At 37.6% G+C, this 25506-nt stretch carries 30 protein-coding genes; 22 read left to right on the forward strand and 8 right to left on the reverse strand.

Going from position 1 to position 25506, the window contains the following annotated elements; genetic code table 11:
• Positions 1-309: 309 nt before the first annotated feature.
• A complete protein-coding gene (locus JNUCC52_RS20190) occupies positions 310-1056 on the forward strand; it encodes an SDR family NAD(P)-dependent oxidoreductase (protein WP_337980666.1) in 747 nt (248 codons plus the stop codon).
• Positions 1057-1158: 102 nt separating this feature from the next.
• On the opposite strand, the gene JNUCC52_RS20195 is transcribed toward JNUCC52_RS20190, so the two are convergent.
• Positions 1159-1794 (reverse strand): TetR/AcrR family transcriptional regulator, encoded by a 636-nt coding sequence (locus JNUCC52_RS20195; protein WP_337980667.1) that lies wholly within the window; start codon positions 1792-1794, stop codon positions 1159-1161.
• Between the two features lie 400 nt (positions 1795-2194).
• On the opposite strand from JNUCC52_RS20195, the gene JNUCC52_RS20200 reads away from it, so the two are divergent.
• The 3 genes from JNUCC52_RS20200 to JNUCC52_RS20210 all read left to right on the forward strand — a co-directional run bounded on the left by JNUCC52_RS20200 (position 2195) and on the right by JNUCC52_RS20210 (position 4402).
• A complete protein-coding gene (locus tag JNUCC52_RS20200) occupies positions 2195-2455 on the forward strand; it encodes a transposase (RefSeq protein WP_172772285.1) in 261 nt (86 codons plus the stop codon).
• 77 nt (positions 2456-2532) lie between these two features.
• The gene (locus tag JNUCC52_RS20205) at positions 2533-3180 is read left to right on the forward strand and encodes a DDE-type integrase/transposase/recombinase (protein WP_337980668.1); all 648 of its coding nucleotides are present in this window, start codon (positions 2533-2535) and stop codon (positions 3178-3180) included.
• Between the two features lie 178 nt (positions 3181-3358).
• Complete coding sequence (locus JNUCC52_RS20210) at positions 3359-4402, forward strand: zinc-dependent alcohol dehydrogenase family protein (protein ID WP_337980669.1); 1044 nt, start codon at positions 3359-3361, stop codon at positions 4400-4402.
• 471 nt (positions 4403-4873) lie between these two features.
• On the opposite strand, the gene JNUCC52_RS20215 is transcribed toward JNUCC52_RS20210, so the two are convergent.
• Positions 4874-5365: a hypothetical protein gene (locus tag JNUCC52_RS20215; protein ID WP_337980670.1), complete on the reverse strand. Its 492-nt coding sequence runs from the start codon at positions 5363-5365 to the stop codon at positions 4874-4876.
• Positions 5366-5865: 500 nt separating this feature from the next.
• Here JNUCC52_RS20215 and pnuC point away from each other — a divergent pair, with 500 nt between their 5' ends.
• From pnuC to JNUCC52_RS20280, 13 genes are all read left to right on the forward strand, one after another.
• Entirely contained in the window at positions 5866-6546 is a 681-nt protein-coding gene (gene pnuC, locus JNUCC52_RS20220) for a nicotinamide riboside transporter PnuC (protein WP_172772281.1), read from the forward strand.
• The gene (locus tag JNUCC52_RS20225; protein WP_337980671.1) at positions 6543-7553 is read left to right on the forward strand and encodes an AAA family ATPase; all 1011 of its coding nucleotides are present in this window, start codon (positions 6543-6545) and stop codon (positions 7551-7553) included. Before pnuC ends, JNUCC52_RS20225 begins: the two co-directional genes overlap by 4 nt.
• Positions 7554-7578: 25 nt before the next feature.
• On the forward strand, positions 7579-8472 hold the full coding sequence (locus tag JNUCC52_RS20230) for an NUDIX domain-containing protein (RefSeq protein ID WP_337980672.1): 894 nt from the start codon (positions 7579-7581) through the stop codon (positions 8470-8472).
• Positions 8469-9020, forward strand: a complete 552-nt coding sequence (gene ybiA, locus JNUCC52_RS20235; RefSeq protein WP_337980673.1) for a riboflavin biosynthesis intermediates N-glycosidase — start codon at positions 8469-8471, stop codon at positions 9018-9020. The genes JNUCC52_RS20230 and ybiA overlap by 4 nt, the downstream gene beginning before the upstream one ends.
• A gap of 41 nt (positions 9021-9061) precedes the next feature.
• Positions 9062-9352: a hypothetical protein gene (locus JNUCC52_RS20240; protein ID WP_172772278.1), complete on the forward strand. Its 291-nt coding sequence runs from the start codon at positions 9062-9064 to the stop codon at positions 9350-9352.
• Positions 9353-9423: 71 nt separating this feature from the next.
• Positions 9424-9846 carry a DUF6508 domain-containing protein gene (locus tag JNUCC52_RS20245; RefSeq protein WP_172772277.1) on the forward strand — a complete coding sequence of 141 codons (423 nt, stop codon included), beginning with the start codon at positions 9424-9426 and terminating at the stop codon, positions 9844-9846.
• Positions 9836-10144 (forward strand): hypothetical protein, encoded by a 309-nt coding sequence (locus tag JNUCC52_RS20250; protein WP_172772276.1) that lies wholly within the window; start codon positions 9836-9838, stop codon positions 10142-10144. The genes JNUCC52_RS20245 and JNUCC52_RS20250 overlap by 11 nt, the downstream gene beginning before the upstream one ends.
• An 86-nt stretch (positions 10145-10230) precedes the next feature.
• Positions 10231-10461: a hypothetical protein gene (locus JNUCC52_RS20255; protein WP_172772275.1), complete on the forward strand. Its 231-nt coding sequence runs from the start codon at positions 10231-10233 to the stop codon at positions 10459-10461.
• A 39-nt stretch (positions 10462-10500) separates the two neighbouring features.
• A complete protein-coding gene (locus JNUCC52_RS20260) occupies positions 10501-10881 on the forward strand; it encodes an Imm10 family immunity protein (protein ID WP_172772274.1) in 381 nt (126 codons plus the stop codon).
• Between the two features lie 231 nt (positions 10882-11112).
• On the forward strand, positions 11113-12168 hold the full coding sequence (locus tag JNUCC52_RS20265) for an ankyrin repeat domain-containing protein (RefSeq protein ID WP_337980674.1): 1056 nt from the start codon (positions 11113-11115) through the stop codon (positions 12166-12168).
• Between the two features lie 17 nt (positions 12169-12185).
• The gene (locus tag JNUCC52_RS20270) at positions 12186-13202 is read left to right on the forward strand and encodes a hypothetical protein (RefSeq protein ID WP_337980675.1); all 1017 of its coding nucleotides are present in this window, start codon (positions 12186-12188) and stop codon (positions 13200-13202) included.
• A 443-nt stretch (positions 13203-13645) separates the two neighbouring features.
• Entirely contained in the window at positions 13646-14068 is a 423-nt protein-coding gene (locus JNUCC52_RS20275) for a DUF6678 family protein (protein WP_337980676.1), read from the forward strand.
• 52 nt (positions 14069-14120) lie between these two features.
• Positions 14121-15410: a DUF1963 domain-containing protein gene (locus JNUCC52_RS20280; RefSeq protein WP_337980677.1), complete on the forward strand. Its 1290-nt coding sequence runs from the start codon at positions 14121-14123 to the stop codon at positions 15408-15410.
• Between the two features lie 71 nt (positions 15411-15481).
• Here the strand turns inward: JNUCC52_RS20280 and JNUCC52_RS20285 are convergent, their stop codons facing one another.
• The 3 genes from JNUCC52_RS20285 to JNUCC52_RS20295 form a co-directional block, all read right to left on the reverse strand.
• Positions 15482-16864: an SMI1/KNR4 family protein gene (locus JNUCC52_RS20285; RefSeq protein ID WP_172772270.1), complete on the reverse strand. Its 1383-nt coding sequence runs from the start codon at positions 16862-16864 to the stop codon at positions 15482-15484.
• 265 nt (positions 16865-17129) lie between these two features.
• Entirely contained in the window at positions 17130-17303 is a 174-nt protein-coding gene (locus JNUCC52_RS20290; protein ID WP_337980678.1) for a hypothetical protein, read from the reverse strand.
• 132 nt (positions 17304-17435) lie between these two features.
• Positions 17436-18002 (reverse strand): hypothetical protein, encoded by a 567-nt coding sequence (locus tag JNUCC52_RS20295; RefSeq protein ID WP_337980679.1) that lies wholly within the window; start codon positions 18000-18002, stop codon positions 17436-17438.
• Between the two features lie 287 nt (positions 18003-18289).
• Here JNUCC52_RS20295 and JNUCC52_RS20300 point away from each other — a divergent pair, with 287 nt between their 5' ends.
• Entirely contained in the window at positions 18290-18517 is a 228-nt protein-coding gene (locus tag JNUCC52_RS20300) for a hypothetical protein (RefSeq protein WP_172772268.1), read from the forward strand.
• Positions 18518-18621: 104 nt separating this feature from the next.
• Here the strand turns inward: JNUCC52_RS20300 and JNUCC52_RS20305 are convergent, their stop codons facing one another.
• Entirely contained in the window at positions 18622-19152 is a 531-nt protein-coding gene (locus JNUCC52_RS20305; protein WP_337980680.1) for a hypothetical protein, read from the reverse strand.
• Entirely contained in the window at positions 19133-19630 is a 498-nt protein-coding gene (locus JNUCC52_RS20310; protein WP_172772266.1) for an RNA polymerase sigma factor, read from the reverse strand. Before JNUCC52_RS20310 ends, JNUCC52_RS20305 begins: the two co-directional genes overlap by 20 nt.
• A gap of 310 nt (positions 19631-19940) precedes the next feature.
• Here JNUCC52_RS20310 and JNUCC52_RS20315 point away from each other — a divergent pair, with 310 nt between their 5' ends.
• On the forward strand, positions 19941-20786 hold the full coding sequence (locus JNUCC52_RS20315) for an aldo/keto reductase (protein WP_337980681.1): 846 nt from the start codon (positions 19941-19943) through the stop codon (positions 20784-20786).
• A 54-nt stretch (positions 20787-20840) separates the two neighbouring features.
• Here the strand turns inward: JNUCC52_RS20315 and JNUCC52_RS20320 are convergent, their stop codons facing one another.
• Entirely contained in the window at positions 20841-21224 is a 384-nt protein-coding gene (locus JNUCC52_RS20320; RefSeq protein WP_172772264.1) for a winged helix-turn-helix transcriptional regulator, read from the reverse strand.
• Between the two features lie 108 nt (positions 21225-21332).
• On the opposite strand from JNUCC52_RS20320, the gene JNUCC52_RS20325 reads away from it, so the two are divergent.
• The 3 genes from JNUCC52_RS20325 to hisD all read left to right on the forward strand — a co-directional run bounded on the left by JNUCC52_RS20325 (position 21333) and on the right by hisD (position 25432).
• On the forward strand, positions 21333-22520 hold the full coding sequence (locus tag JNUCC52_RS20325; protein WP_337980682.1) for an MFS transporter: 1188 nt from the start codon (positions 21333-21335) through the stop codon (positions 22518-22520).
• Between the two features lie 394 nt (positions 22521-22914).
• On the forward strand, positions 22915-23901 hold the full coding sequence (locus JNUCC52_RS20330; protein WP_337980683.1) for a LacI family DNA-binding transcriptional regulator: 987 nt from the start codon (positions 22915-22917) through the stop codon (positions 23899-23901).
• Positions 23902-24157: 256 nt separating this feature from the next.
• A complete protein-coding gene (gene hisD / locus JNUCC52_RS20335) occupies positions 24158-25432 on the forward strand; it encodes a histidinol dehydrogenase (RefSeq protein ID WP_172772261.1) in 1275 nt (424 codons plus the stop codon).
• Positions 25433-25506 lie beyond the last annotated feature (74 nt).

Genomic DNA, 25506 nt, shown 5'->3' on the forward strand with positions numbered 1-25506 from the left:
ACAATTAGCCGAGCAAAATTCTGGGGAAATCTTATTTCATTAATTACTATGAAAGTGAATTTCTTCAAGACCTAACTACGAACGTGAATAACCAGTAGCCTAGAATATAAGAATCCGCACAAAACATGTGGTTACTCATAATGGTGGTCGATCATCATGTTCCAAAATAATATTTAATTAACATGGTGTAAATAACTTCACAATATATATATATGTAATGTATAATATAAATATCCTAGGTATACATGAAGTAAAAACTATTTTTCAAAAGTTTGTGAAGACTATTTAATTTTGAAAAGGATGATTATAATGGGACGTTTAACAGGTAAAGTAGCAATTATCACTGGTGCAGCACTAGGGATGGGAGCGTCGGAAGCTAAGCTTTTCGCAAGTGAAGGAGCAAAAGTAGTTGCAACGGATATTAGAGATGATTTGCTAAAAGAGGTAATTCGTGAAATTAAAGAAAATGGCGGAGATGCAATTGGATTAAAGCATAATGTTACATCTGAGGAAGAGTGGAAAAATGTTATTCAGGAAGCAATAAACCATTACGGTAAGGTAGATGTACTAGTCAATAATGCTGGAGTAGCGAGTCCAAAAACGATGACTCAAATGGAAATGGATGAATGGAATAGAGTAATGGATATTAATTTAAACGGCTGTGTACTTGGGATGAAATATGTAATTCCAGAGATGCAAAAAGCCGGTGGTGGTTCTTTGATTAATATTTCATCTATTGGTGGGATAGTGGGTATGGCTGGATCAAGTCCATACACTGCTGCCAAAGGGGCATTACGCTCTTTATCTAAATCAGCTGCTGTAGAATATGGCAAAGATAAAATAAGAGTAAATTCCGTTCACCCTGGTATTATTGAGACACCTATGACTGCTGATTCATTTAAGGACGCATTACCATTCTATCAAACGTTCACTCAGCTTCCTTATTTCGGAAATCCAGAAGATGTTGCTTACGGAGTACTATTCCTTGCATCTGATGAATCACGTTTCATGACTGGAGCTGAATTAGTTATTGATGGAGGTTGGACAGCCATTTAATATTTAAGCTGGTGGCACATGTGCTTTAAAGAAAAACAATAACTACTTTTTAAATTCCAAATCAAGTAAAAAGTCGATCATTTAGTTGGGCGGCTTTTTATTTTACTCATTTTCAGCAAGCGATTCGTCTCTGTTTTTCAGAGGATTATTTTTGTAAGGCCCTTTAATAGACAAATTCATTAATTGAAAAGCCATTTCATTTTCTGAATAAGGCAGGTTGTTTTTAATCCACCATATAATAACTTCCAAAAAGGCAGATTCCACATATTTGATTATTAAATCTCTTTTAGCTGTAAGATTTTGCTCACTAGGTTCGATTTGGTTAATCCCTTCGGAAACAAACTCATGTATAATTTCTAGAAGTCCCGAAGCTAAATAAGGGATGCGATTAGTAACAAGGAAGGCTTTATAAAATGAGAAATTGTCTGCAATATGTTGAAATAATTGAACAAAACTTGGATGAGGGTATTCTTCTAAATAATCAAAGTTATCTAAAAGTGATATTTTGACACTTACTTTCTCACGCAAATCACTTAAAATTTCATCGATACATTGTATCATAAGCTCATTCTTATCTTTATAGTGAAGATAAAAGGTAACACGTTTTACTGTTGCTCGGTCAGAAATATCTTGGACCTTAATTTCCTCAAAGGCTTGTTCTTCCATTAGTTCAATTAATGCCTGCTTTAATAACCTTCTAGTTCTAATTACACGTGGATCTATTTTTTGTCTTGTCATGAATTTCTATCCCTTTACTATTAGATTATGTTTTGAAATTTTTTAATATTTCGGAAATCCCGTAACACAACGATGCTCTTCAATTACATTATCAGGACATCTTAATGTTTATTTTTTATATTTATTAAGAAAAATTGTTCATTAGCTACTTTACATAATATACCTCATCAACCTCCGCTAGTCGATGGACTTGTATTATTCCGAAAAATAATACTTCGTTACTACAATTATGCATAGTAACGATAAAAAAGACAATTACTTATGTATGTCAAAATGAGGCCAGTATAGGAATTAAAATATAATAAGAATAATTGGAAGATAAACTAAACGGGAGCCATTATCTTATCTAGACATAAATAGGACGAGATACTATGATAAATAGAAAATGAGGGGGCTAATAATGGGAAACAAACGATATTCATCAGATTTTAAATTAGAAGTTGTTAAACAATATCGCCTCGGCACAGCTGTAAGTAAACTATCAAGCGAATATGGGATATCAGAAGTGACGATTTATAAATGGATTAAATTATTTACACCTGTTGATGGTATGGTCAACATGACAAAGGCAGAAGTATTAAGCGTGCAAAAAGAAAATGAGCGCTTAAAGCAAGAGGTTGATATTTTAAAAAAGGCTATAACCATATTCGCAACCAAATAGTTGAAACAGATGTCATTGACTTTATCGAACGGGAAAGTAAAAGCTATGCTGTGAAAGTACTTTGTGAGCTTCTAGACTTGCCGAAAAGTACTTATTACAGCGCATTGCACAAAAAGGCCACAGACCAACCAGAAAAATCTCCATCAGAGCAATTATTACAAGAAATTCAGCAGATTATAACTGAAGATGGCAGACTTTACAATGGTACAGAGTTATATGACAAATTAAAAAAGCAAGGCTTTCAGGGGAGTTTACGGAAAGTACAGCGGGTGTTAAAAAAAGCTAAGGAAGCACAAGTTGAGGAAGTGCAGGAGCAGGTAGTAAATGTTGGCTTTGAAACGACAGAAGTGAACGAAAAGTGGGTAGTCAATGTAAGTTATGTACCAACGTGGCATCAAGGGTGGGTTTATATGGCATCTATTATCGATGTACATACAAAGAAGTTAATTGGCTTTAGCTTTGATTCATCAATGTGCGAAAGCTTAGTTGTGGAGGCACTACAGAAAGCGTATGCCCAATTTGCATTGCCAGCCGTATTGTATACAAGCTTGCAACCAGCGTTTATTGAGCAATGCAAAGAAGCTAGTAAAGAAAAAGAATTGTTAATACCACCAATTGTTTATAAAGATTATTTGTATGATGAGGAATGTTTACAAGCAATTGTACCATTTTTAACAGGTACGGAAAATCGACTGCGCCGAGGTCATGCTTCCTTGGAAAATTAAAAAATGAGAGCCTCCATAGATGGTATAAAGTATGCCCATTTAAGGAGGCTTTTTTTGTTATAAAAATTAACTAAATGATGTCCAAAATATTGACGTTTTCTGAAAAATTAATTATATTTATGGTGTATTAGGATTTTGTAAGCCTAATCAAATTCTATTGAGAGAGGAGACATTCTAAATGAAAGCACTTGTATTTGCGGGACCAGGTAAAAAGGAACTGCGTGAAGTTGAAAAACCACGTGTAATGAAAGACGGCGATGCAGTTGTTCGCCTTGTAAAAACAACAATTTGTGGTACGGACTTACACATTTTGGGCGGCGATGTACCTGCCGTTAAAGAGGGAACAGTTTTAGGACATGAAGGTATCGGAATCGTAGAAGAGGTAGGCGCAGGCGTATCTAACTTTAAAGTAGGCGATAGGGTCATTATTTCGTGTGTAACTTCGTGTGGTAAATGCCATTATTGTAAAAAATCATTGTATGCACACTGTGAAGATGGTGGCTGGATTTTAGGTCACTTAATCAATGGTACTCAAGCGGAATATGTTCATATACCACATGCAGATAATTCTCTTTATCACATTCCTAAAGGGATTTCAGATGATGCAGCTGTCATGATTTCTGATATTTTACCAACTGGTTTGGAAATAGGCGTATTAAATGGACAAGTATCACCTGGTGATGTAGTAGCTATCGTCGGTGCAGGTCCAATTGGGATGTCTGCATTATTAACTTCACAATTTTATTCTCCTTCCAAAATCATTATGATTGATTTAGATGACAACCGTTTAGAAGAATCCAAGAAATTCGGTGCCACAGATACAATCAATTCACGTGATGCGCAAGCTGCCATTGATAAAATTTTTGATATGACGGATGGCCGTGGTGTGGACGTAGCAATTGAAGCTGTAGGCTACCCTGCGACATTCGATATTTGCCAGCGTATCTTATCACCTGGAGGGCGTTTAGCGAACGTTGGTGTGCATGGCAAAGCTGTCGATCTACAATTACAAGATTTATGGATTCGTAACGTTACAATTTCCACTGGCTTAGTATCTACAAGCACAACACCAATGCTACTAAAAACTTTGGAAACAGGAAAGATTAAGCCAGAGGGATTAGCAACACATCGCTTCAAATTTGATAATATGATTGAAGCATACGAAACATTTGCAAATGCCGCGAAAGAAAATGCATTAAAAATTATTATAGATTTTGAATAATGAAGAATTAGCATAGTCAATCTTTCGAGTATAGTATGTTCAAACTCCATAAATTTGTAGTAAAAGTATAGGAAAAGGTGCCCGCAAGGTGGCTAAATTAATATAGAATCTTCTTAATTAGCTAAGTACCGAATATATAAATGTAAAAAATATAAATAGCTATCACCACTGCCTTCTTTGACGTCGGATAGTAGGCGAGCAACGGGAAACATGGACACAGTTGTTACGTCACCTTACGTTACGTACAGGGTCAGTTGTGTTACGAATAAAAAGGACTTGCATAGTTGAGGATAACTCAAACATGCAAGTCCCATTCTTATTAAGTAAACGCACCTGATAACTTAATAAGAGTGAATGTTTAGAAGGAATCATGGATACCAAGTGATAGCGGGGCAAAAGTATTTTCTTTAGAATAATGCGAACAGGTTGCCCAAAAAGTCGGCTCGGTGGACTATTTATTAGTGCAATGTTTCATCCACGAAGGAAGTTTTCAATATTTTTCCGTACAACTGTTGGGGAAATAAGTTGGATATGTTCACCTTTATCGTCACATGTGAAAATGCCTTTGAACACTTCGGGCATGGCATTATACTGTTTCTCTAACTGTTCATTAAATTTTTTAAAACAATCATAAGGATATTTCTCTTGCAAGTAGGGTAACAAAAATGCTGAACGTAAGATTTCGTATTCCTGGTAATTATATGGTGTACTTTTTGGACGCTTTTTTAAGATTTCCAACATCTTATTCATTAATAGCGCAACATCTTCTTCGCTTGCAAAAGCAGCATATCCTCTAATGGCAGTAAGCCGCATATCCAAATATCGTTCTTTTTTATATACTTTTAGAAAAAAATCCTTTCCGTCCTCAGGCAAGTCAAATACTAATTGCTTTAATAAGCTATTACGTTTTGCAATATCCTTTGTATTAAAATATGCTTCCAAATATGTGTTTTTTTCGTCCAAGTAATCTACCTCCATTCATGAGCTGGGCGTTACAACTTGTTTATCAAGCTTGCTTCTCATTTTCTTTTTCATATCGCTACTAATGTTATCAAAACATCTTATAAACTGCTCAGATAGTATTAACCTGCTGTTTTATATTTTACCTTTTAATAGCTTCCAATGTTCGAAATTCTTCATCTACAAGATTAACAGTTGCAAAAATACGATGAAACTACTCCTCTAATGTTCTGCTTTCACGATTAAGATATGCCTCGCAGTTAAATTTATAGGCGCGCTACCCTTTTCTTGTGTGGACTATAAATAGGGGGATGTTTAATCCCTATCAAAACCATAATCAACAAATAAAAATCATCCCATAAAAAAATAGGGAAATTTTTCTTGACCTTTCCAGGAATTTCTGTTAATTTTGATAGTAACATAATGTTATTAACGAATTGATACTAAGAGATCATTTGATTTTCATTTCTTGAATGAGTGGAAAAAACGGAGGGGGATGTAAGATGAAGAAGGTAGCAGGGAGTTGGAATCTTTTCGAAATAACGTGGTTAATGCTGTTTACCTCAATCGCTGTGGGGTTTACGGTAGTTTCAAAGGACTCCTTATTCGGATTTACCGTTTTTATTACGGGCGTATTATGTGTGGTGCTTGCGGCGAAGGGTAACCTGATGAGCTATGTTTTTGGTATGTATAATACCGTTGGTTACACTTATTTGGCTTTTATTAATGGCTTGTTTGGAGAGGTAATGTTGAATCTACTATTTTTCGTTCCTATGAATGTTATAGGGTTCTACATGTGGAAAAATAACCGTCAAGAAGACGGTAAACTCGTTATGCGACAGATGAACTTAAGAGCATTGCTTCTCGTTGTAGGGGTCTGTGTAATCGGCTGTTTACTTATTGGGTTTGGCCTTTCCTTTATTCCAGGACAGAATTCACCTTACATCGATGCTATTACGACAGTGCTATCTGTTGTGGCAACCATTTTAATGGTTCGTAGATTCAAGGAACAGTGGCTGGTCTATATCGTGCTTAATCTGTTCACTGTGCTGCTGTGGGCAATTCGAATGCTGGAAGGGAGCGGCGAAGGCTTGCTAATGATTGTGATGTGGAGCGCGTATCTGGTCAATGCGGTTTACGGGTACTATACTTGGAATAAAGTGGTTAAGGAGGTGGCGGTATGAAAACGCTTGGACTAACACTCGGGAAGTTTGCCCCGTTGCATAAAGGACATCAGTTTATGATTGAAACGGCGTTACAAGAGGTCGATGAATTAATTGTAGTTATTTACGAGACGACGGTCAGCCCAATTCCGCTTCATATCCGAGCAAATTGGATTCGCAAACTCTATCCGCAAGTCCGTGTAATCGAAGCTTGGGATGGACCAGACGGCTATTCGGATGATCGAGAGCATGAGATACGCGAAGAACAGTATATACTCGGTTTACTGAACGGAGAGCAAGTAACACATTTTTATTCGAGCGAGTTTTACGGCGAACATATGAGTATTGCTTTGGGTGCTATAGACCGACGGGTGGATGAAGCCCGCGAGCTAGTTCCAATCTCAGCGACAATGGTGCGCTCCAACCCATATAAGTATAGAGAGTTTGTAAGTGATATTGTGTACCGAGATTTAATCACGAAAGTTGTTTTTGTTGGAGCGATGTCAACGGGGAAATCGACAATTACTGAAGCACTTGCCAAACGATACAGCACGACGTTTGCAAGTGAATATGGGCGCGATTATTGGACTGAGCATCAGGTGGATCGCCGAATTGGACTCGAAGCGTTCGATGAAATTGCAGTCGGACATATTGAGCGCGAAGAACAGGCATTACTTACTGCGAACAGATATCTTTTTGTCGATACCAATGCCATTACAACGTATATGTTTGCTCAGGACTATCATGGCAGGGCGCCCGAGCTGTTAACACATCTCGCTTTGGAGAATACGCAACGCTATGATCTGTTCTTCTTATGTGATGACGATATTCCTTACGACGATACGTGGGACCGAAGTGGAGATCAGAAGCGGCATGTTTTCCATAAACAGATTATTGCGGATTTGAAGGAGAGACGAATTCCTTATATTACACTGCAGGGGAGCCTAGAGGAACGCATAAACAAGGTTGACGAAGTGCTGGCAAAATTCGAGCCCTACGGAAACTATTTCGGAGAGTTAAATAGTTAAATCATGAATTGAGGAGGCGAGCCAAATGGATTTGTTAGATAAAGATGGACTTACAGAACACGAATTTTTGGAGCAGTATAGTGTTGGGGATTACGAGCGACCTTCTGTGACAACGGATATGGTTATTTTTACTGTAACGGCGGAGGAGGCTGACAGTTATCGTAAACTGCCAGAAAAAGAGCTACGCGTCCTGCTTATTCGTCGAGCAGGACACCCGTTCTTAGGTAAATGGGCATTGCCTGGTGGCTTTGTACGTTCGAATGAGACGACTGAGCAGGCAGCGGTAAGGGAACTATGCGAGGAAACGGGCGTGAAAGACGTTTATTTGGAACAGCTATATACGTTTAGTGATATTGGGCGAGATCCACGAACATGGGTGATAAGCTGTAGCTATATGGCATTGATTAACAGTGACAAGTTGGAACTGAAGGCAGGAGATGATGCTGCTGATGCCGCCTGGTTCAAGGTAGCTTATCGACCGCTACGGGAGAAAAAAGAGCGGATTGAAGACGGGTATATCAAAACACTGGAGTATGAAATTAAACTAAGTAGTGAGGAAGAAGAACTTTCGGCGGTCGTGGCAAGGACGATGACAGCGAAAACGACCTCTACTGGCATGGATTATCAGATTGTATCGAATGATGGATTGGCTTTTGACCATGCAAAAATCATAGCATGCGCTATTGAGCGGCTGCGTGGAAAAGTGAATTATACAGATATTGCATTGCACCTAATGCCGAAGTTTTTTACTTTAACGGAGCTGCAGCAAGTTTATGAGGTAGTGATGGATAAAGAACTGTTGAAGGCGGCATTCCGACGTAAAGTGGCCGATCTTGTGGCGGAGACTGATCAATACACCGAAAATGCGGGGCATCGACCATCTCGCTTGTATCGGAGAAATTGGGAGGATGAAGGATGATTTACAATATAGACGACTTAAAAAAAGCATATAACGAGGGGAAGAAGTCCAAATTCGTGTTTTTTTGGGGGCATACGCCGTCTAAGGACGGGAGTGTCGACAAAAGCTGCTTTAGTCAATGGTGGATGTGTCCATTTACAGTAGACGGAACGCAGTACACTTGCGCCGAGCAGTTTATGATGGCCGAGAAGGCACGGTTGTTTAGTGATGATGAAATGCTAGAGTCCATCCTAAATGCTAAGCATCCAAAGGAGATGAAGGCTTTTGGACGGGCGGTTCGAAACTTTGATAATGATATTTGGGATAAGGAATGCTATGGCATTGTCAAAAGAGCAAGCTTGGCTAAATTTTCGCAAAATCTGGTGCTTGCGGATTATCTTAAATCGACAAAGAACCGCATACTCGTTGAGGCTAGCCCGCGGGACCGTATTTGGGGGATTGGCATGGCACAGTCCAATCCAGCTGTGGAAAATCCACTGAAATGGCGGGGGAAAAATCTGCTGGGGTTCGCACTGACGGAAGCACGAGACGAGTTGCTAAAGCATTAGAAGTAAGACTTATAGTAAGAGAAAATAAAGGAAGGATAGTGATGACCTTGAGATACACTGAATATGTCCGTCTAAAAACAGGTAGATACCAATCTGTCGGCAAGTTTGGTGATGAAATTTATGCCTATGAGGTTTTAACTGGGGTAACAGACTCCCCTGAGTACCATCAAATTTCTAAGGCGGAATTCGACTCATTTGAAACATGGACGAAAGAGTATATTTCGGATCTTAAAAAACTGTATGACATCATTAACCGCCCAGTTATATGTAGTGGTTATTTGGGGAAAGAGAAATTGGATACTTCACTTCTTCGTGATTTAGAAAATGAATAAAGAGGGTTTCCATTTAGAACTATGAATTCCTAAAATTTAAATTTTTAAATAGATGAATTGAGGTGAATGGGATGTCACAGCTGCCAGAAATAAACTATGAAGCGTTAAATAAGCTAGTTAAATTTCTTGATTTTTTCCAAAGACTAGACGGACTGCCGAGTGAAAACGAAAAAAGAAATATGCTTGTATGTGAAGAAATTCGACAATTTCACGATGAATTAGGTAAGACAGGTTTTCTCATTGTATTCGATTGGAAGAGTTGGTTGCATGAAAATGAAGCTTATAGGCAAATTGCAAATGATATAGAAGAGCATATCAAGAAAGCAGATTTAGCTACACTTCGAAAATTGATGACCAGTTATATACGAGGAGATCGATTTACGGAAGGACTATTTGAAGCCGTCATTATCAATGGACATATAACAAAGATACTAACAAGACTGCAAGAATTAGTGGAGATAGAAGGCAATAGGAGGGACATAAATGAGTATTAGTAACGCTCAACAATGCAATCTAAATATATGGTATGACTTACCATCTGAGGTATGGGATAGGATGACGAATGTATACGAGTGTATGCCTGGGTGGAAAGGATATAAAAATGGTATTCCCTATTGGTTTGGGCACGAAGAGGATGATGTTTTTATAATGGCATCGGTAGAACCAAGTGGGTTATCTTTTTTTGCACAGATGAATCATGATGACTGGCATACCTGGATCGAGCGCTTTAAAGTGGAAGCTACCAAAATAGTAGGATTTGATGTGGGTGAACCGGAAGACGGATTTAATTAATTTGGGATGAGATTAATAAAAAGAAACGAGGGATAGCTATTAATAACAATATCAAGCAAGAACATATTGAGGGGCTTTCTGAGAAATTGAAAGCTATATTACACAATGAATTATTGCTTGGGAATGAAATTACGGAGACTTGGGAAGGGTGGCCTCCAGATAGCATTGTTGTATTTTTGAAAAAGCCATTTAGAACAAATATTAAAAAGATAGATAAAGAACTAGAGTACAGAGAAATAAATGATTTGCATTATTGGCAAGCCGAAATACATGATAGAAAGTCAAATCGTATATTGCTATGTGGCTTTGCTAATTAACGATTAATACAACTAGATATTAGGGGAGAGAGTAATTAAATGTCCATTTTACTAAAAGCGTCATTTGTTTATTTTGGTATTGAGGATGAGACAATTATAATTGGTTTTGCAGATGATGAATTTGATACGAAGGAATATGTGTTATTTCAAAAGTCGTTATCGGTTGAAGAAATACCTATTTTAAATAAGGTTCATATTACGCTTAATAGTGAAAATAGAGCAGCGTATGGGGGAATAGTAAGGATAATACTAAGTAAAAAATTAATTTCTATTTTTTTATCAAAAGAGACAGCAAGTTCACTAGGCGTAGCTGATTCCATAGACATTGAGTATGCAACAGAAGAAAAAGAGTTTGATTCCTTAATAAGTCACTTTCATAAACTTAATGTCGAGCAAGAGATAGTCATTGAAGTGAAGTAGATTTAAGAATGATGTTCATGATGAAGTGACAATTAAAGATAAAACGCTAAAGAATCGAGCTCCCTCCTAAGACACCCCTCAGGCATTCTCCATCGGTCCCTCTATTAAGGGAATCTCTCCATATTTATGACACCCTATTGATGGGTGCAGGAAATAGACAAGAAATGAATAAGTGGTAAAATTTAGTGATACAGTAAAATGAAAAATCAGACGTAAGGAGAGAAAACAACGATGGGCAAGAAGAAAAAGACCTTACCGAAAAATTTTGATGAACTAATTGAAGCAGGAGATATATTAGGGTTAAAAGAGGTATTTACCAAATGCGAACTAGATGCTCGTGGCGGTTACAGTAAATCAACAGCTTTAGGCTTTTACAATATACCGCATGAATTCGTTCGCTGGCTTTTGGAACAGGGGGCTGATATAAATGCTAGCGATAGTTATGGAAGAACAGCTTTACATAAACATGCAATAAGTTCGAGCGGTATTACTGAATTGCTACTTGCTTTGGGTGCAGATATAGAAGCTAGTGATTATCAAAACGAGACACCTTTATTTGCCGCTGCAGGTTTTTGTAATCCAAATGCGGTGCTCACATTAGTTGCCAACGGAGCAAATACTAGCGCAAAAAATAAGATGAAACAAACGCCTTTAGAAAAAGCTTTGGCAATGTGTAAAAATAGCGATATCGTCAACATGGCAAAAGTTGCCGATATTTTGCTTGACGCTGGGGTAAATGTCACGCAGGAAATGAAAGAGTCTATTAAGCGAATTGGAACAGACTTTGAATTTCATAGAGAAGGTTTTAACAAAGACCATTTGAATCAAACAGATGAGGCACTATTACATCTATACGAACTATTCGATGTTCCTCCAGTAGGGAAACGAAAGACTCACGATGGCGCCTCTTCGATAGAAGTTTCTACAACGGGATGGCAAGCACAACATAGTGAACTTTGGAGTTTATTAATTCCTTCACAAGGACATGCGAAAACCGTACAGGGCGAGGTTATTCGTATTACTGGTAAAGTATCATACGAAATATTAGATAATGGTGGTATCAACTGGGATAACCAATATCGTAAAATGCTCAAAAGTCTAAACCAATACTTTAAATTGGGCATTCCATTAAATGATGATGCACTTCTGGAGGTAGAAACATTAGTAAAGGAACTTCACAATGGCAATGGTAGTGATGAACCAGCAAGACTGTGTGAACTGGCAGTGAGCTGGGTACTCAGCAATCTAAATCCTATTACGTTGGAACAGCCTGACTATAAGCGATAAAGGGGATGTATATCACAATGAGTAATGATGTTCAAATTGGAAGGCTAATCAACGGGACAAGAGAATTGGAAGGCAAAGGTACGTTTCTACTATGCTCAACAGCTCAAACCATTCAGGAAATCACGACATTTAATCCACATGAAGGGATTTTCGTTAGTAGAAAAGATCTTGAGAATGCGCTATACGACTTCTGCAAATCGGCTATCTCTAACTATATAGAAGAAGGAAGAAATAAAGATGTGTATACCTTCTCCATCTATACCGATAGCTATAACGGTAGCTACATTGTGTACATAAATAATCGGGCTTCCTTAGAGCAAACTGTTGCAGATTGTTACGACTGTTATCAAGAAAATTATATGAGAACGGGTGACGAAATTTATAACCAAACAAAAGAGCAGGTCTATCGTTCAAGTAAATTTAGTGAAGGTGATTATCCCTTTATGTTTGAAGACATGCCTGCGTGCCTAGAAAGCTATCTTGAAACATACAGCTGCATTAGTCAAGAAACGCCTGAGTATTTAAGCAATAAGGAGAATTATATATTTGAAAAGACGATTATAGATTCGGAGCTATTTTTAATCGCCATGGATGTTATTCAACGATTGCACAACGATTTAAAACAATTAAACCAAACAGAGGACTTCATTGCCTACGTTTCAGCAGCGGATGGCGTTGGTGGTGATTATTTGACACTAAGCCAACTCGTCAGAAACTGTGTACCCTTAGACCAATTGTATAAAGCAATGCCTGACTTAAAGATTAAAGACCAAGAATTTCAGTTTGCTGTCGAAGCTATACACCAACTCTCCCTTGATCAACAAGTAAAACATTGGGTCAATGTGATAGAAGGAGGAGAATTTGGTGAAGGTAGTATGAAAAGTTTCTGGCGAACAGATTATGAAGCCTATGAACAACTTGCTGCGCTTGGAGCACTAGCCATCCCATATATTAAAGCGTATTTGAACGGTGATCTTAATAATGAGAGTAGGAATATTCTAACGTTAGTATTAGAAACTCTAGGCGAACAATAACACCCAATAATACTGTTACTCATGAAAAATATGAGGTGACTGGCTTGATTACAGGAATCGCGATTTATAATACTGAGAATATTAGCGCGACCGACTCTTTAAACATCGGATTGTCTTTTTTTTTAGGCGGTATGCGTCGGAGATTATGTAGAGGATCATCAACTTTCCAATGATTCTGTCGATCGGTTATAAGAGAATGTGTTAAATGGAGCTTGTGATGCGTTAGGGCTATACCATGAGCGAAAGGGCTCGACACCTTGATATGCTACATTCAGCCGTGAAACTGTGAAGTTTGGCAGCTTCTCTCATTTCACTGCATGTTGTGAATGTTCACTTGAAAAAGTTTATGCCCCTTTAACGGCGATGCTTGCAGACTTTGCAAAGCGATTTCCAAGCTTGTCCTATGCGATCCATACAATAACTTATCGAACTGAGGTTTCAATATGATAGCAAATCAAAACAAAATGAAAGTAATGGAGGCCATTGCAGACAGAAATTTAGTTTCGATTATGAATAATACAAAGTGGCGAGAACTGCAAGATGCCGTTATAAATACGTTATTATTTCCGCCACCATACCAATGCAAGTATTTGTTAGAAGGAATACTACACCCAGAAGAATTTGAAACGGATGTGTGGTATTGGGGAGATTGGGAAGAGGGCATTGAACCGTTTTACAGTGTCGAGTGGATTAGAGTAAGGCCAAGATATTTGAAACATCGAGGTAAACTCGTTTCACCAGAACTGATTGATATCACAGATGATTTTGTCAATATATTAAAGGCATTATCCATTCCATACCGACTTGAGAAGGATACCTATTATATTTACGGCTATCTATTAGATACAAGTATATTAACATCATGAAGCCCAGTGGGAGGCAATGTTAGCTGTTGACAAATAAAGGAGGGAATCTAATATGACAGAACGAATATCATGTAAGACGGAAGGTTGCAATGCAACAATTTTGCCGAGCACCGCAGCCAAGACAGGCGGAATCTGCATGCCTTGCTATCAAGAGCAGGAACGAAAAAAACAACAAGCATATATTAAGCAGCACCGCAAAACGGTCAATCTCTATGAAGGATTAACAGATCATGTCGATATCCTCAAGGTGATGCATGCACCGAAAAAGCATGATCCGTTTATCGAGTATGTTCCTTATCCAATAAGCAAGGAGCAGATATACATATCTTTATCAGACCAAGAAGCGGACTGTATGCTGACATATGCAATGGAATTACTCGCTGTTCACAATGAAAGTGAAGCAGAGGATATTTTATTAGCGCTAGTGTGCTATCGGGATGTGAATATTTCAGATGCTTTGTTAGATCTTATACAGCAAGGCTTGTTTGATAATCCAATTCTTTTTAAAGATGCAACACAAGACATTCGAAATCAGCTTCTAGAGCGGGTGGAATGGGATGAGGATAGCCGAAATCATCTCCTCCTTATACTCGGCTGGATTGGTGATACGGTAGTTATCGAGCAGTTTCGAAAATGGCGAATGCAGCCACCAAAATGGGTGGAGCAGTTATTTGTAACTCCTGAAACTTACGCTCTTGATGGCGGGTGGGAGCTTACCCCTGACGGAGAGCGACGTAACCTAATTAACCAACTATGTTATGCAATTAGGCAAGCAGATGAACCATATAATGAATTAAATGTAGAACATCATGCGCGTTTCCTGGAGACAAGTCATTTAACATGTCCATGGTGCAACAGGAAGCTAACGAAGTTGATGGACGTAGCTACCTCTCATCCAGCTTTGCAATATCTCAAACTCCAGATGGAAACATTACAGGTCATAACCTGTGACTTATGTGGGGGCTTTAGCACAATATACATGGAGCTGGATAATCGTGGCGTGCCTGTTTGGAGCCGCTATAATCAGGAACCCGATTATCTTCCTGATGCTGATGACGTTAATAGCAGTACGGAAACCCCTCATAATTTAATGCTTGCACAAAAGCCACAATCGCCTTATTATGCTGCTGTTTGGACAATGTCACAATTAGATTCGCAGATGGGTGGACATCCAAGCTGGGTACAAGATTCGGAGTATCCGATTTGTCCTTGCTGTACGCGAAGAATGATGTTTATAGGGCAGATTGATTATGCTGATATCGATGAATATGCAGAAGGTATTTTTTATATGTTTATATGTCCAAAAGACAGAATAACAGCAACAGTATATCAGCAAAGCTAATTAATGTTCACGCTTTGTTGCATTTCAGGAACCGCCACAAGAAGAACCCGCTTTAACAGCGAGCTCTTTGCTTAGGCGTCTTTTAACTTATTAATTACTTCATTTGTATAGGAATCGTTAAAGCGAATGATCCCGTGATTCTTTACAATACGACCTTCCTTCAAGCGGCGATCAAGCCAATCGGTAATAAAGGCAGGAGCATATCCGCCTTGCCCGAATTCTCCGCCAAATGCAATGATGTTCTGATAAACGGATACATATTGATCGTAATTAGTATCTGTATACGACTTGGTATATAACCAAAACTGCACATCGTACATGTCATAGGATAATTCATCTGCATGAAAACTAAAATAGCCTTTTTCTTCGACAATCCGTGTGCAAATGTTGCGGATTTTTTGTTCAACTTGTTCTACTTCGGTTACCCGAGAGCACAGCTCCTCCAGCAGTGGTGAAAATTTGCCGTGCGCTACTTTATCGAGGGCTTCCTCTTTGTCCTCTTCAAAAGTATCGTATTGTTCTTCGCTCACTAACCCTTTAATAAACGCTTCGAAATTGTCGGCAAGGAAGGTAATCTCATAATCATCTTCTTGATCGACATGAATCACTTCAGGTTCACCATCCCTACCACATGCTCGATAGTCTAACATAACGACATCATGACCTGCTGATGGACAATCGCAGATTACGACTCCAATGTCTGGATATCCCCATTCCTCAATCATAAACGGACTGCCCAAATCTCCGCATAGGGAATAGCTTTTCTCACGCCCAATACCCATGATACCAGTAATGGCAATATGATCTTCAGCCCAGGAAGTAGGCTCCTCTGTTGGAAAGCAAGTGTGCATCGGTACTCCGCCATTTTGCTGCTTCATGAGATAAATATAAGAGGAAGGGAGCTTATAGCCAAGTTCCTTTTCAATAGATTCAATTAGTTCATCCGTCGGGGGCTCACATTGATAGGATGTTCTAGCATACTCGCTGTCTTCCCAGAAATCGGGTAAAGACATGTCTGAAAAAGGAATCTTTTTTTCTACGAACCCACCATGCGCTAACGAAGCTTTCTTTTTAGCAAGCCGAAGTTCTTCTTTTTGCTGCTTCGTCGCTTTATGCGTACTTTGTCTCAAAAAGTATTCTGTACTTTGATCACCAGGTTCTAGTTGATTAGAAATGCTAAAAGCTTGAACTGCTTCCTCATATCGCTGTAAATGATAAAGAGCAAAGCCAACCCGATAATGCCAGAGAGAATCCTGTTTGCCAGCCTCAGCAATCTTATCGAATTGATAGAGCGCTTCTTCATAAAGCCCTGAATTGTTATAGGCTCTTGCCATAATACTAATTGCTTCATAGTCTCGCTTTTCTTCGGGTATTGCTAAAAGCGAATCGATAATTCGCTGATGTTCGTCCATTTCATGCCACTCGTTCAATTGATCAGTAAGTCTTTGCTCCATGTCTACCTCCAAATGAATATTTACTTAATAACTACATATGTTTCTGGTGGTCTCTACCTTAAAATAGTAACATCTATAAATGAAGGATTCTAGAATTTTCCTTTGTTACGATGAAACTGAAATGATAATTTGTTTATTCAAATAATCACAAATTATAGAAGTTCGTTCATCACGTAGGTATAGGAGCTATAGAGGAAGCATATTAAAAGGACTTGCATAAATGATAAAAAAATATCCATACAAGTCCTAAAACGTAACGCTGTGATTATTTTTCTTTTATAAAGAAGAAGCCTGTTCCATTTTCTTGTGGCACAAAACCTTCTTTAACGAATGTTTTTTCAACCATATATTGTTCTTCTTTTGTTATAACCGTAGTCATGTTTGTTTGTTTTGAAGCAACAACAGTTTTTTCTTCTATTGATACTTGTGTGTTTTGCAAGTTTGCAACAAAACCAATTGTGAATGCAAGAACGCCTGTTAAACCGATAGTAAAGATTACATTCTTTTTTATATTAAAACTTCCAGTTGTATTTAGATTGCAACAAGCACATAGGTTTACTTTACGGAGACATTAAGGATACCAAGAAAGTTTAGAATCACTATCTAGTGGTATCGTTTTTATTTCTTCACTTATAATAGTGAACCATTTACGTAAAATGTCTTCTTTTCCTAAATTACTATTGTCATCATCAGCCCAAATAATATGGGAAAACCATGCTCCTGTTGCCCATTCGAATTGCAGTTCAGCAAATGATATGCCAGGATGGTTCACTTGAGTGAATTTGTCATTTACTGCGACAGCGACATTAGAAGCTTGAGGGAGTAATTCATTTTGTATTTTTTCTGTCATATTAGGATCTTCAAGCTCATTCCACATCTTGAGACGCCCATCAATTTGGTAAAAAATATTGAAAGAAGGCTGTTCGCCCATATCGATTAAAATAAAGGCACGTTCTACTGTGTTGTCAGTCGCCTTAACGGCATTGACGATTAGATTTTGCGCGATGTCCACCCAAAAGTTATTGGCTTCATCTAATGGTGTGTCCTCTAAATAAAACTCCGATTCAAGTTCAGAAGCAGCGACTTCTCCTTTATTCACATCTTCAATTTTTTTAAAAAACCTATTAAAGAACCCCATTTATTTACACCCTCCGATATTTATATAATAAATAATTCTAGCATTGAATTTCTTGTTTAAAATTCTACATATTACAAATTTTAACACATTGAAGTGTTGGATAGTAAATAAATAGATTTTCATGGTGAGTACTAAACAGAAAGTATGAACTACAGAGTAAAGGGATTCTTACTATATAAAAGATCTGTAACTGTTCACGATGAAATTGTAGTAGAGCTAAAAGTATTTTGGTTGATTACTTCAATGCCAATTGTCCCATGCTATAACTAGATGGGGGGTGTTGGTTAATGGATTACGAATATACAGTGAAGTTATACTTCAATGAAAGTCGTGAAGAAGAATATAAAATTAAAAATAATATTGGACAAGATACATTTGTAGAAGAAATTTTGAATGGGTTCAATGAGAAGCGCTGGCATTCATTTACTGAAACTGAAAATTTTAAAACGATATTAGTTAGTACTAATGAGGTTTATAAAGTAACGGTAGTGCAAAATGTTGTAACGTTTGATTAATCTAATGGAAAAGTCACTTCTAATTTGGAGTGACTTTTTATTACCTCTATAAGGTCATTTCAATGAATGGAGTGGGAAGTAAATATAAAAAACAGATAACTTATTTAGTTATCTGTTGCAGGAGCCATATTGTTGTAGATTACGTCGGCAGTCACTTTACCAGTCGTAACATCTTGAGAGGTGTAACCTGAAATGAAGTTTCCTACTTTAAATTCTTTCTGTAACAGTTCTTCGGATGGTTTTGCTGCAGTTGGACCTTTAATTCCCAGCTGGGTTTTGTCCGTTATCGTTACCCATAAATCACCGATCTTAAAGGTTTTGCCGTTTGCAGTGACTTCCGTAATCGTCCCTTCAATATTCACCACTGCTTTAGCTGTAGTTTGCGGTTTATCTATTTCTATTACTGTACTTTGCGTGTCGCTTTTTAAATGCTGTGTCATCGTGTATGTCCCCGTGAGTACTGTACAAACTGTGACTATTAAACCGAAATTTTTTAAGGATAATTTCATGTTTTTTTTCATTTTCACTTCCTCCTTAATGGGTGTTGATTGCATGATTTTTTTATATGTTTCTTCTTTGAACCTATTGTTAATCTTGACCTGCTCCATCGCAGATTTATAGACAGACTTCCTCATTGTCAAGGCCTCCAATCTTTTCTTTTAAAAGAAGGCGTCCACGCGCAAGCCAAGTACCCACTGTTGCTGGTTTGGCCTGTAAGATTTCTGCAATTTCCTGAATAGAATAACCCTCATAATAGTGCAGATGAATAGGAATCCGATATTTTTTATCCAAAGCTAATACTGCCTGTAATAACTCGTTCTCTTCCTTGGGGAGGTAGCTTAAATCCTCAGGAATTGGGTTTCTACTGCGGAACCATCCCGTTTTTAGCATGTTTTTGCTTTTGTTAATAGTTGTGCGTATGAGCCAAGCTTTTTCGTGTTCATCGCTGTTGAATACAGGGGCATTCTGCAAATACGTTAAAAATACCTCCTGTGTAACCTCTTCAGCGTCCGCTACATTTTTTAAATAGGCGAACGCTACTTTAATCAGACTGTGCGAATATAAGTCTAGTGCTCTTCGCAATGCTTCATGTACTTCTAGAGAATGATGCACGCCACCACCTCCTTTCACTATTAATACAACTGAGGATGCCAATATTTTTCATCGAGCATAAATTTTTTAAAATATTGAGTGGAAAAGTTTATTGTATATCCAGTTTCAATCTTCTACCTATCTTCCTTGTTTTTCTGTAATGATAAAAACGAAAGAAATTGATGATAAAAAACTTTATCCCGCTTATCATTGCCAATTCACAAATGTTACCTCAACGTTACTATGAAACAAAATTGTGCGTACTTTTTTTTACTCCTTCAAGACTACATAATGAGAAAGCAATCAAGAAAAGCACATTGGAGGAATAAAAATGATTAATCATTTACAAGATACAATCACATTAAATAACGGCTTACAAATGCCTGGAATGGGTTTAGGTGTTTTCCAAGTAGAAAATGAGGCGACGGCAGAGATGGTGAAAAACGCTATCGAGGTTGGCTATCGCAGTATTGATACAGCTGCTATTTATGGCAATGAAGCGGGAGTAGGGCAAGGTATTAAACTAGCATTAGCATCTACTGGTTTAAAACGTGAAGACCTGTTTATTACATCAAAAGTATGGAATGACGGATTAAGCTATGACGAAACAATTGCTGCTTATGAAGACAGCCTACAAAAATTAGGGTTAGATTATTTAGATCTTTACCTTATTCATTGGCCAGGTAAAGATAAGTATGCGGAATCTTGGAGAGCACTTGAAGACCTATATGACCAAGGCAAGATTAAAGCAATCGGCGTATGTAACTTCACTGTTGCACACTTAGAAAAATTATTAACGTTTGCTCGTATTAAACCTGTTATCAATCAAGTGGAATTTCACCCACGCTTACAACAAGTGGAGCTTCGTGCGTTTTGTGACAAGCACCAAATTCAATTAGAAGCGTGGGCACCTTTAATGCAAGGCGGTCTGCTTGAAGATGAAACGATTGCACAAATTGCTACTAAATACGGAAAATCAATTCCTCAAGTTATTTTGCGCTGGGATGTACAAAATGGTGTTATCACGATTCCAAAATCTGTGCGTAGAGAGCGCATGATGCAAAATGCTAATGTTTTTGACTTTACATTAACAGATCAAGAAATGGCGATTATCAACTCGATGAATCTTGAACAACGTGTTGGTCCTAACCCAGATGAATTCGACTTTGCGCTATAAGCATTAAAAAGGAAAAGAGACTGTCTAGTGTATGACAGTCTCTTTCTTCCCTCATTATGAGGTTTGTTGCATAGCGATATCTTCATCACGTTGTTTCAAAATGATATCTTCACCTTTTTCTTGTAATACTTCAATATGATGTTCGCCCCACGTGCAAAGCATGTTTAAAATAGGTTCCATGCCTTCTCCATAAGGCGTTAATGAATATTCTACTTTGGGTGGTACTTGATTAAAGACTTTGCGATCGATGAGTCCAGCCTGCTCTAATTCTCTTAATTGACTTGTCAGCATTTTTTGTGAAATTTTTGGAATCAATCGTCGAAACTCATTTGTTCGAATTTTACCATGGTGGTTTAAATGACAAAGAATGACCGGTTTCCATTTTCCGCCGATTACTTCAAGTGTCGCTTCAACACCAATATTATATAGTTTTTGCATTGTAACCTCCGTAATATTCAAAAGTAACTAAAAGTACTCTATGGTTTGTTTAGGTATGTATGAATAGTACTACACATGAAAAGAAAAATCAAAGGAGATAGTATTTAAATGTCACAATCAAAAAAAACAAGTGCTAAATTAACATTGCTAGCACTTGCAATCAGTGCTTTTGGTATAGGTTCTACTGAATTTATCAGTGTTGGATTGCTACCATTAATAAAAGAAGATTTTGGTATATCGTTAAGCACAGCAGGTTTAACCGTTTCTATTTATGCATTAGGTGTGACGATTGGGGCCCCATTATTAACAGCCCTAACATCACGCCTCAGTCGAAAAACCGTTTTATTACTTGTTATGGCTATATTTATAGTTGGTAATTTAACTGCAGCTTTCGCCCCTGTTTTCTCTATCCTAATATTAGGGCGCATTATATCAGCATTAGCACATGGTGTATTTATGTCGATTGCTTCTGTTATTGCTGCCGATGTAGTTGAACCAAATAAACGAGCAAGTGCCATTGCCTTTATGTTTACAGGTTTAACATTAGCTACTGTAACAGGTGTCCCGCTTGGTACTTTTATTGGACAAGTAATGGATTGGCGTATGTCATTCATCTTTATTGTCGAAATTGGCATTATCGGCTTAATTAGTAATGCGATGTTAGTGCCTAGCCAATTATCGAAAGGTAACCCAATCTCATTACGTGATATTGGCAAAGTATTAGGCAATATCCGCATGTTATTAATACTGTTCATTACCGCAATTGGTTACGGTGGTGCCTTTGTTGCTTATACTTATATTTCACCTATTTTAGAGCAATATATGGGCTATTCACCACATGCTGTTGTTGTTATTTTAGTTGTCTATGGTATTTGTGTAGCGATTGGTAATACACTAGGCGGTCATTTTGCTAACCAAAATCCGCTTCGTTCAATTTTTATTATTTTTATTGGGCTTGCCTTGGCGTTACTTGGCATTAACTTTACTCTAGAATCACCTATTATCGGATTAATCATGGTACTGCTAATGGGACTTTTTATGTTCATGAATGTCCCTGGTTTGCAGCTATATGCGGTTATCCTGTCTGAAAAATATGTACCATCAGCTATTTCAATGGCGTCCGCATTGAATATTTCTGCTTTCAACATTGGTATATTCCTAGGATCGTATATTGGTGGCTTTATTATCCGTCATCAATCATTAGCCTATACGCCAATTTACGGATTCTTAATGGTAATGCTTGCAGCGGTTGTTACATTGTTATGGTTACTTTTCGATAAAAAGAAAGTAGATTAAATTTTTAGCCATGAATTGCATTTCGGATAACTAACAAAAAGGAAGCTCACTATCGCTTCCTTTTTTATTTATGGCAACAACGCTTTCCTTGGAATATTCTTGACATCTAACGTAGTTTCTAGTTTTAATATAAGTATATACATTAAGCAATAAACACGTTTTTCGGTTACGTATAGGTAGGACCTCTAGTTGATAGATGGTCTTTTTTTGTGGGCTCATATCGACTATACAAGTTAGGAATGACATTCAATACAAATAGTCTATCTAGTACTTGCTTTCCACCCAAGTTCTAAGGTAGTTTGTTTATGAGAATAGGTTTTATCGAGGACACAGTGAAAGCTCATGCAATTAATTTGTTGAGATGAAATATAGATCGAAAGAGGTTATGTACAACATGAAACAAGGAGTTACTGCCAAGGATGTAGCAAAATTGGCTGGTGTTTCACAATCTTCAGTATCAAGAGTTTATTTTGAAGGTGCGTCAGTATCTGCGAAAACTAAAGAAAAGGTTTTAGCAGCGGCACAGGAGCTAGGTTATAGACCGAATGAATTTGCACGTAGTTTAATTACAAATCAATCAAAAATAATTGGTTTAGTAATGAAAGGCGTTCAAAATCCATTTTACCCTCAAGTATTAAAGCTATTTACAACTTCTCTAAAAAAACATGGCTACAGCGTACTATTCATCTATACGAACAATGATGAAATACAAAAAGATGATATCGAAATATTATTTAATTATAATGTTGCGGGTGTAGTTATTACCGATGCATCACTTTCTTTATCGGTTACAGAAGATTTCATCAAGTATCAAATACCGTTAGTTCTGTTTAATCGAAAAATAGATAATAATCAATTTTATTCTGTATGTTGTAACAACTTTGAGGCAAGTAAAAAGATTGCAGAATATCTATTGAGTATGGGCTGCACAAAGATGATTTATATTTCAGGGAATGAAAATACATCGACTAGTAGAGAACGGGAAAAGGGATTTAGTGCTGTGTTGCAAGGGGAAGAAGTGGACTATCAGAAATACAGCTCTGATTACACATATGAGGGTGGATATAATATCACACAGAAAATTATATCAGAAAAACAATTGCCCGATGCGTTCTTTGTGGCCAATGATATTATGGCGTTAGGGGTAGTGGATGCATTAAAGGACAATAATATTGATATTCCGAATGAAACGAAAGTAATTGGTTTTGATAATATTGAAATGGCAGCTTGGCCTACATACAATCTAACAACATGGGAGCAACCAATTACAGAAATGGTAGAAGAGACTGTGAAATATTTACTTAATGAACTAGAGGAATATTCAGGTGAAGCTAAAAATCTCGAAATTGATGGAGCGCTTATTTTACGAAAAACAACATAGTGTATAAAGGTCGTAAAGACTTATTTCTAGGCATCATGCTATTTCAAAATGAGGATGCATACAGCAATATGTATGTGTATCTTATATGAGATAGTGTGATGCTTTTATTATTTTTATATGTGATATGGTAAATATTTAATAAAAATAACGAAAATAAATACTTGTTGACAAGCTATTATTTTTCGAATAATCTTACTTATATAATTTCTGCATACGTATGCAAAAATGAAATTCTAAACAAAAAGGGGTAAAAACAATGGTTAAAGTATTGAAATCTGGAAAATCAAAAGAAGAAGTAAGCATAAATGACTCGCAGGTATCTCAAATTGTTTCCGAAGCAATTAAGGATATAGAAAAACGAGGAGATCAGGCAGTTCGTGAACTATCTGAAAAATTTGATAAATGGTCTCCGACAGCGTTTCGTTTAACTGACAAACAAATAAATGAAATCGTATCCAAAGTGCCAAGTGACGTAATTGCGGATATTCAATTTGCTCAAAAAAATATTCGTGAATTTGCAGAGGCGCAATTAGCTTCACTACATGATGTAGAAGTAGAAAATATTCCAGGCGTTATTTTAGGTCACAAAAATATTCCTGTTAACAGTGTTGGATGTTACATCCCTGGTGGTCGCTATCCAATGGTTGCATCAGCACATATGAGTGTTTTAACGGCTAAAGTGGCAGGCGTAAAACGAGTAATCGCATGTACGCCACCTATTAACGGAGAAATTCCACATGCCACAATTGCTGCTATGTCCTTAGCAGGTGCGGATGAAATTTACCTTTTAGGTGGTATTCAAGCAATGGCTGCAATGGCAATTGGGACAGAAACAATCGAATCTGTAGATATGATTGTTGGACCAGGGAATGCTTTCGTTGCTGAAGCAAAAAGACAATTGTATGGTCGCGTAGGCATTGACTTGTTTGCTGGACCAACAGAAACATTAGTAGTTGCTGACCATACGGCAGATGCCGAAATGATTGCAACGGACCTTTTAGGTCAAGGGGAACATGGACCTACATCACCTGGTGCACTAATTACAACATCTGAAAAACTAGCAGAAGAAACTGTAAAAGAAATTGAACGTCAATTGCAAACGTTACCAACTGCTGATGTTGCCCGTGTATCTTGGGAAGATTATGGTCAAATCCTTTTAGTAGATTCAATTGAGGAAGCTAGAGTTGAAGCAGATCGCCTTGCTTTTGAGCATGTAGAGATATTAACCGAAGATCCAAATTACTTCCTTGAAAATATGACGAACTACGGATGCTTATTCTTAGGCCCTGAGACAAATGTTGCCTATGGAGACAAAGTAATTGGCACAAATCATACATTACCAACTAAAGGTGCTGCTCGTTATACAGGTGGATTATGGGTAGGAAAATTCATTAAGACGGTTACCTATCAAAAAGTAACACCAGAGGCAAGTGCCTACATCGGGGAATATGCAGCACGTCTTTGTCAGTTAGAAAATTTCGCTGGTCATGCAGAGCAGGCTCTTCTACGTGTAAGAAGATACGGAAAATAGAATGATGAATGCTAGGAATGACGGCAAGTAAGTGAAGATTAATAAAGTGCAAAAAGGGGATTCGGGGGGAACAA

Origin of the sequence: Lysinibacillus sp. JNUCC-52, from assembly GCF_015999545.1 — a bacterium.
Classification (GTDB): domain Bacteria; phylum Bacillota; class Bacilli; order Bacillales_A; family Planococcaceae; genus Lysinibacillus.

Coding starts and splice junctions, on each gene's coding strand:
- JNUCC52_RS20190 (WP_337980666.1), top strand. CDS start 310: ATGGGACGTTTAACAGGTAAAGTAGCAATTATCACTGGTGCAGCACTA.
- JNUCC52_RS20195 (WP_337980667.1), bottom strand. CDS start 1,794: ATGACAAGACAAAAAATAGATCCACGTGTAATTAGAACTAGAAGGTTA.
- JNUCC52_RS20200 (WP_172772285.1), top strand. CDS start 2,195: ATGGGAAACAAACGATATTCATCAGATTTTAAATTAGAAGTTGTTAAA.
- JNUCC52_RS20210 (WP_337980669.1), top strand. CDS start 3,359: ATGAAAGCACTTGTATTTGCGGGACCAGGTAAAAAGGAACTGCGTGAA.
- pnuC (WP_172772281.1), top strand. CDS start 5,866: ATGAAGAAGGTAGCAGGGAGTTGGAATCTTTTCGAAATAACGTGGTTA.
- JNUCC52_RS20225 (WP_337980671.1), top strand. CDS start 6,543: ATGAAAACGCTTGGACTAACACTCGGGAAGTTTGCCCCGTTGCATAAA.
- JNUCC52_RS20230 (WP_337980672.1), top strand. CDS start 7,579: ATGGATTTGTTAGATAAAGATGGACTTACAGAACACGAATTTTTGGAG.
- ybiA (WP_337980673.1), top strand. CDS start 8,469: ATGATTTACAATATAGACGACTTAAAAAAAGCATATAACGAGGGGAAG.
- JNUCC52_RS20240 (WP_172772278.1), top strand. CDS start 9,062: ATGACCTTGAGATACACTGAATATGTCCGTCTAAAAACAGGTAGATAC.
- JNUCC52_RS20245 (WP_172772277.1), top strand. CDS start 9,424: ATGTCACAGCTGCCAGAAATAAACTATGAAGCGTTAAATAAGCTAGTT.
- JNUCC52_RS20250 (WP_172772276.1), top strand. CDS start 9,836: ATGAGTATTAGTAACGCTCAACAATGCAATCTAAATATATGGTATGAC.
- JNUCC52_RS20260 (WP_172772274.1), top strand. CDS start 10,501: ATGTCCATTTTACTAAAAGCGTCATTTGTTTATTTTGGTATTGAGGAT.
- JNUCC52_RS20265 (WP_337980674.1), top strand. CDS start 11,113: ATGGGCAAGAAGAAAAAGACCTTACCGAAAAATTTTGATGAACTAATT.
- JNUCC52_RS20270 (WP_337980675.1), top strand. CDS start 12,186: ATGAGTAATGATGTTCAAATTGGAAGGCTAATCAACGGGACAAGAGAA.
- JNUCC52_RS20275 (WP_337980676.1), top strand. CDS start 13,646: ATGATAGCAAATCAAAACAAAATGAAAGTAATGGAGGCCATTGCAGAC.
- JNUCC52_RS20280 (WP_337980677.1), top strand. CDS start 14,121: ATGACAGAACGAATATCATGTAAGACGGAAGGTTGCAATGCAACAATT.
- JNUCC52_RS20285 (WP_172772270.1), bottom strand. CDS start 16,864: ATGGAGCAAAGACTTACTGATCAATTGAACGAGTGGCATGAAATGGAC.
- JNUCC52_RS20295 (WP_337980679.1), bottom strand. CDS start 18,002: ATGGGGTTCTTTAATAGGTTTTTTAAAAAAATTGAAGATGTGAATAAA.
- JNUCC52_RS20300 (WP_172772268.1), top strand. CDS start 18,290: ATGGATTACGAATATACAGTGAAGTTATACTTCAATGAAAGTCGTGAA.
- JNUCC52_RS20305 (WP_337980680.1), bottom strand. CDS start 19,152: ATGAGGAAGTCTGTCTATAAATCTGCGATGGAGCAGGTCAAGATTAAC.
- JNUCC52_RS20315 (WP_337980681.1), top strand. CDS start 19,941: ATGATTAATCATTTACAAGATACAATCACATTAAATAACGGCTTACAA.
- JNUCC52_RS20320 (WP_172772264.1), bottom strand. CDS start 21,224: ATGCAAAAACTATATAATATTGGTGTTGAAGCGACACTTGAAGTAATC.
- JNUCC52_RS20325 (WP_337980682.1), top strand. CDS start 21,333: ATGTCACAATCAAAAAAAACAAGTGCTAAATTAACATTGCTAGCACTT.
- JNUCC52_RS20330 (WP_337980683.1), top strand. CDS start 22,915: ATGAAACAAGGAGTTACTGCCAAGGATGTAGCAAAATTGGCTGGTGTT.
- hisD (WP_172772261.1), top strand. CDS start 24,158: ATGGTTAAAGTATTGAAATCTGGAAAATCAAAAGAAGAAGTAAGCATA.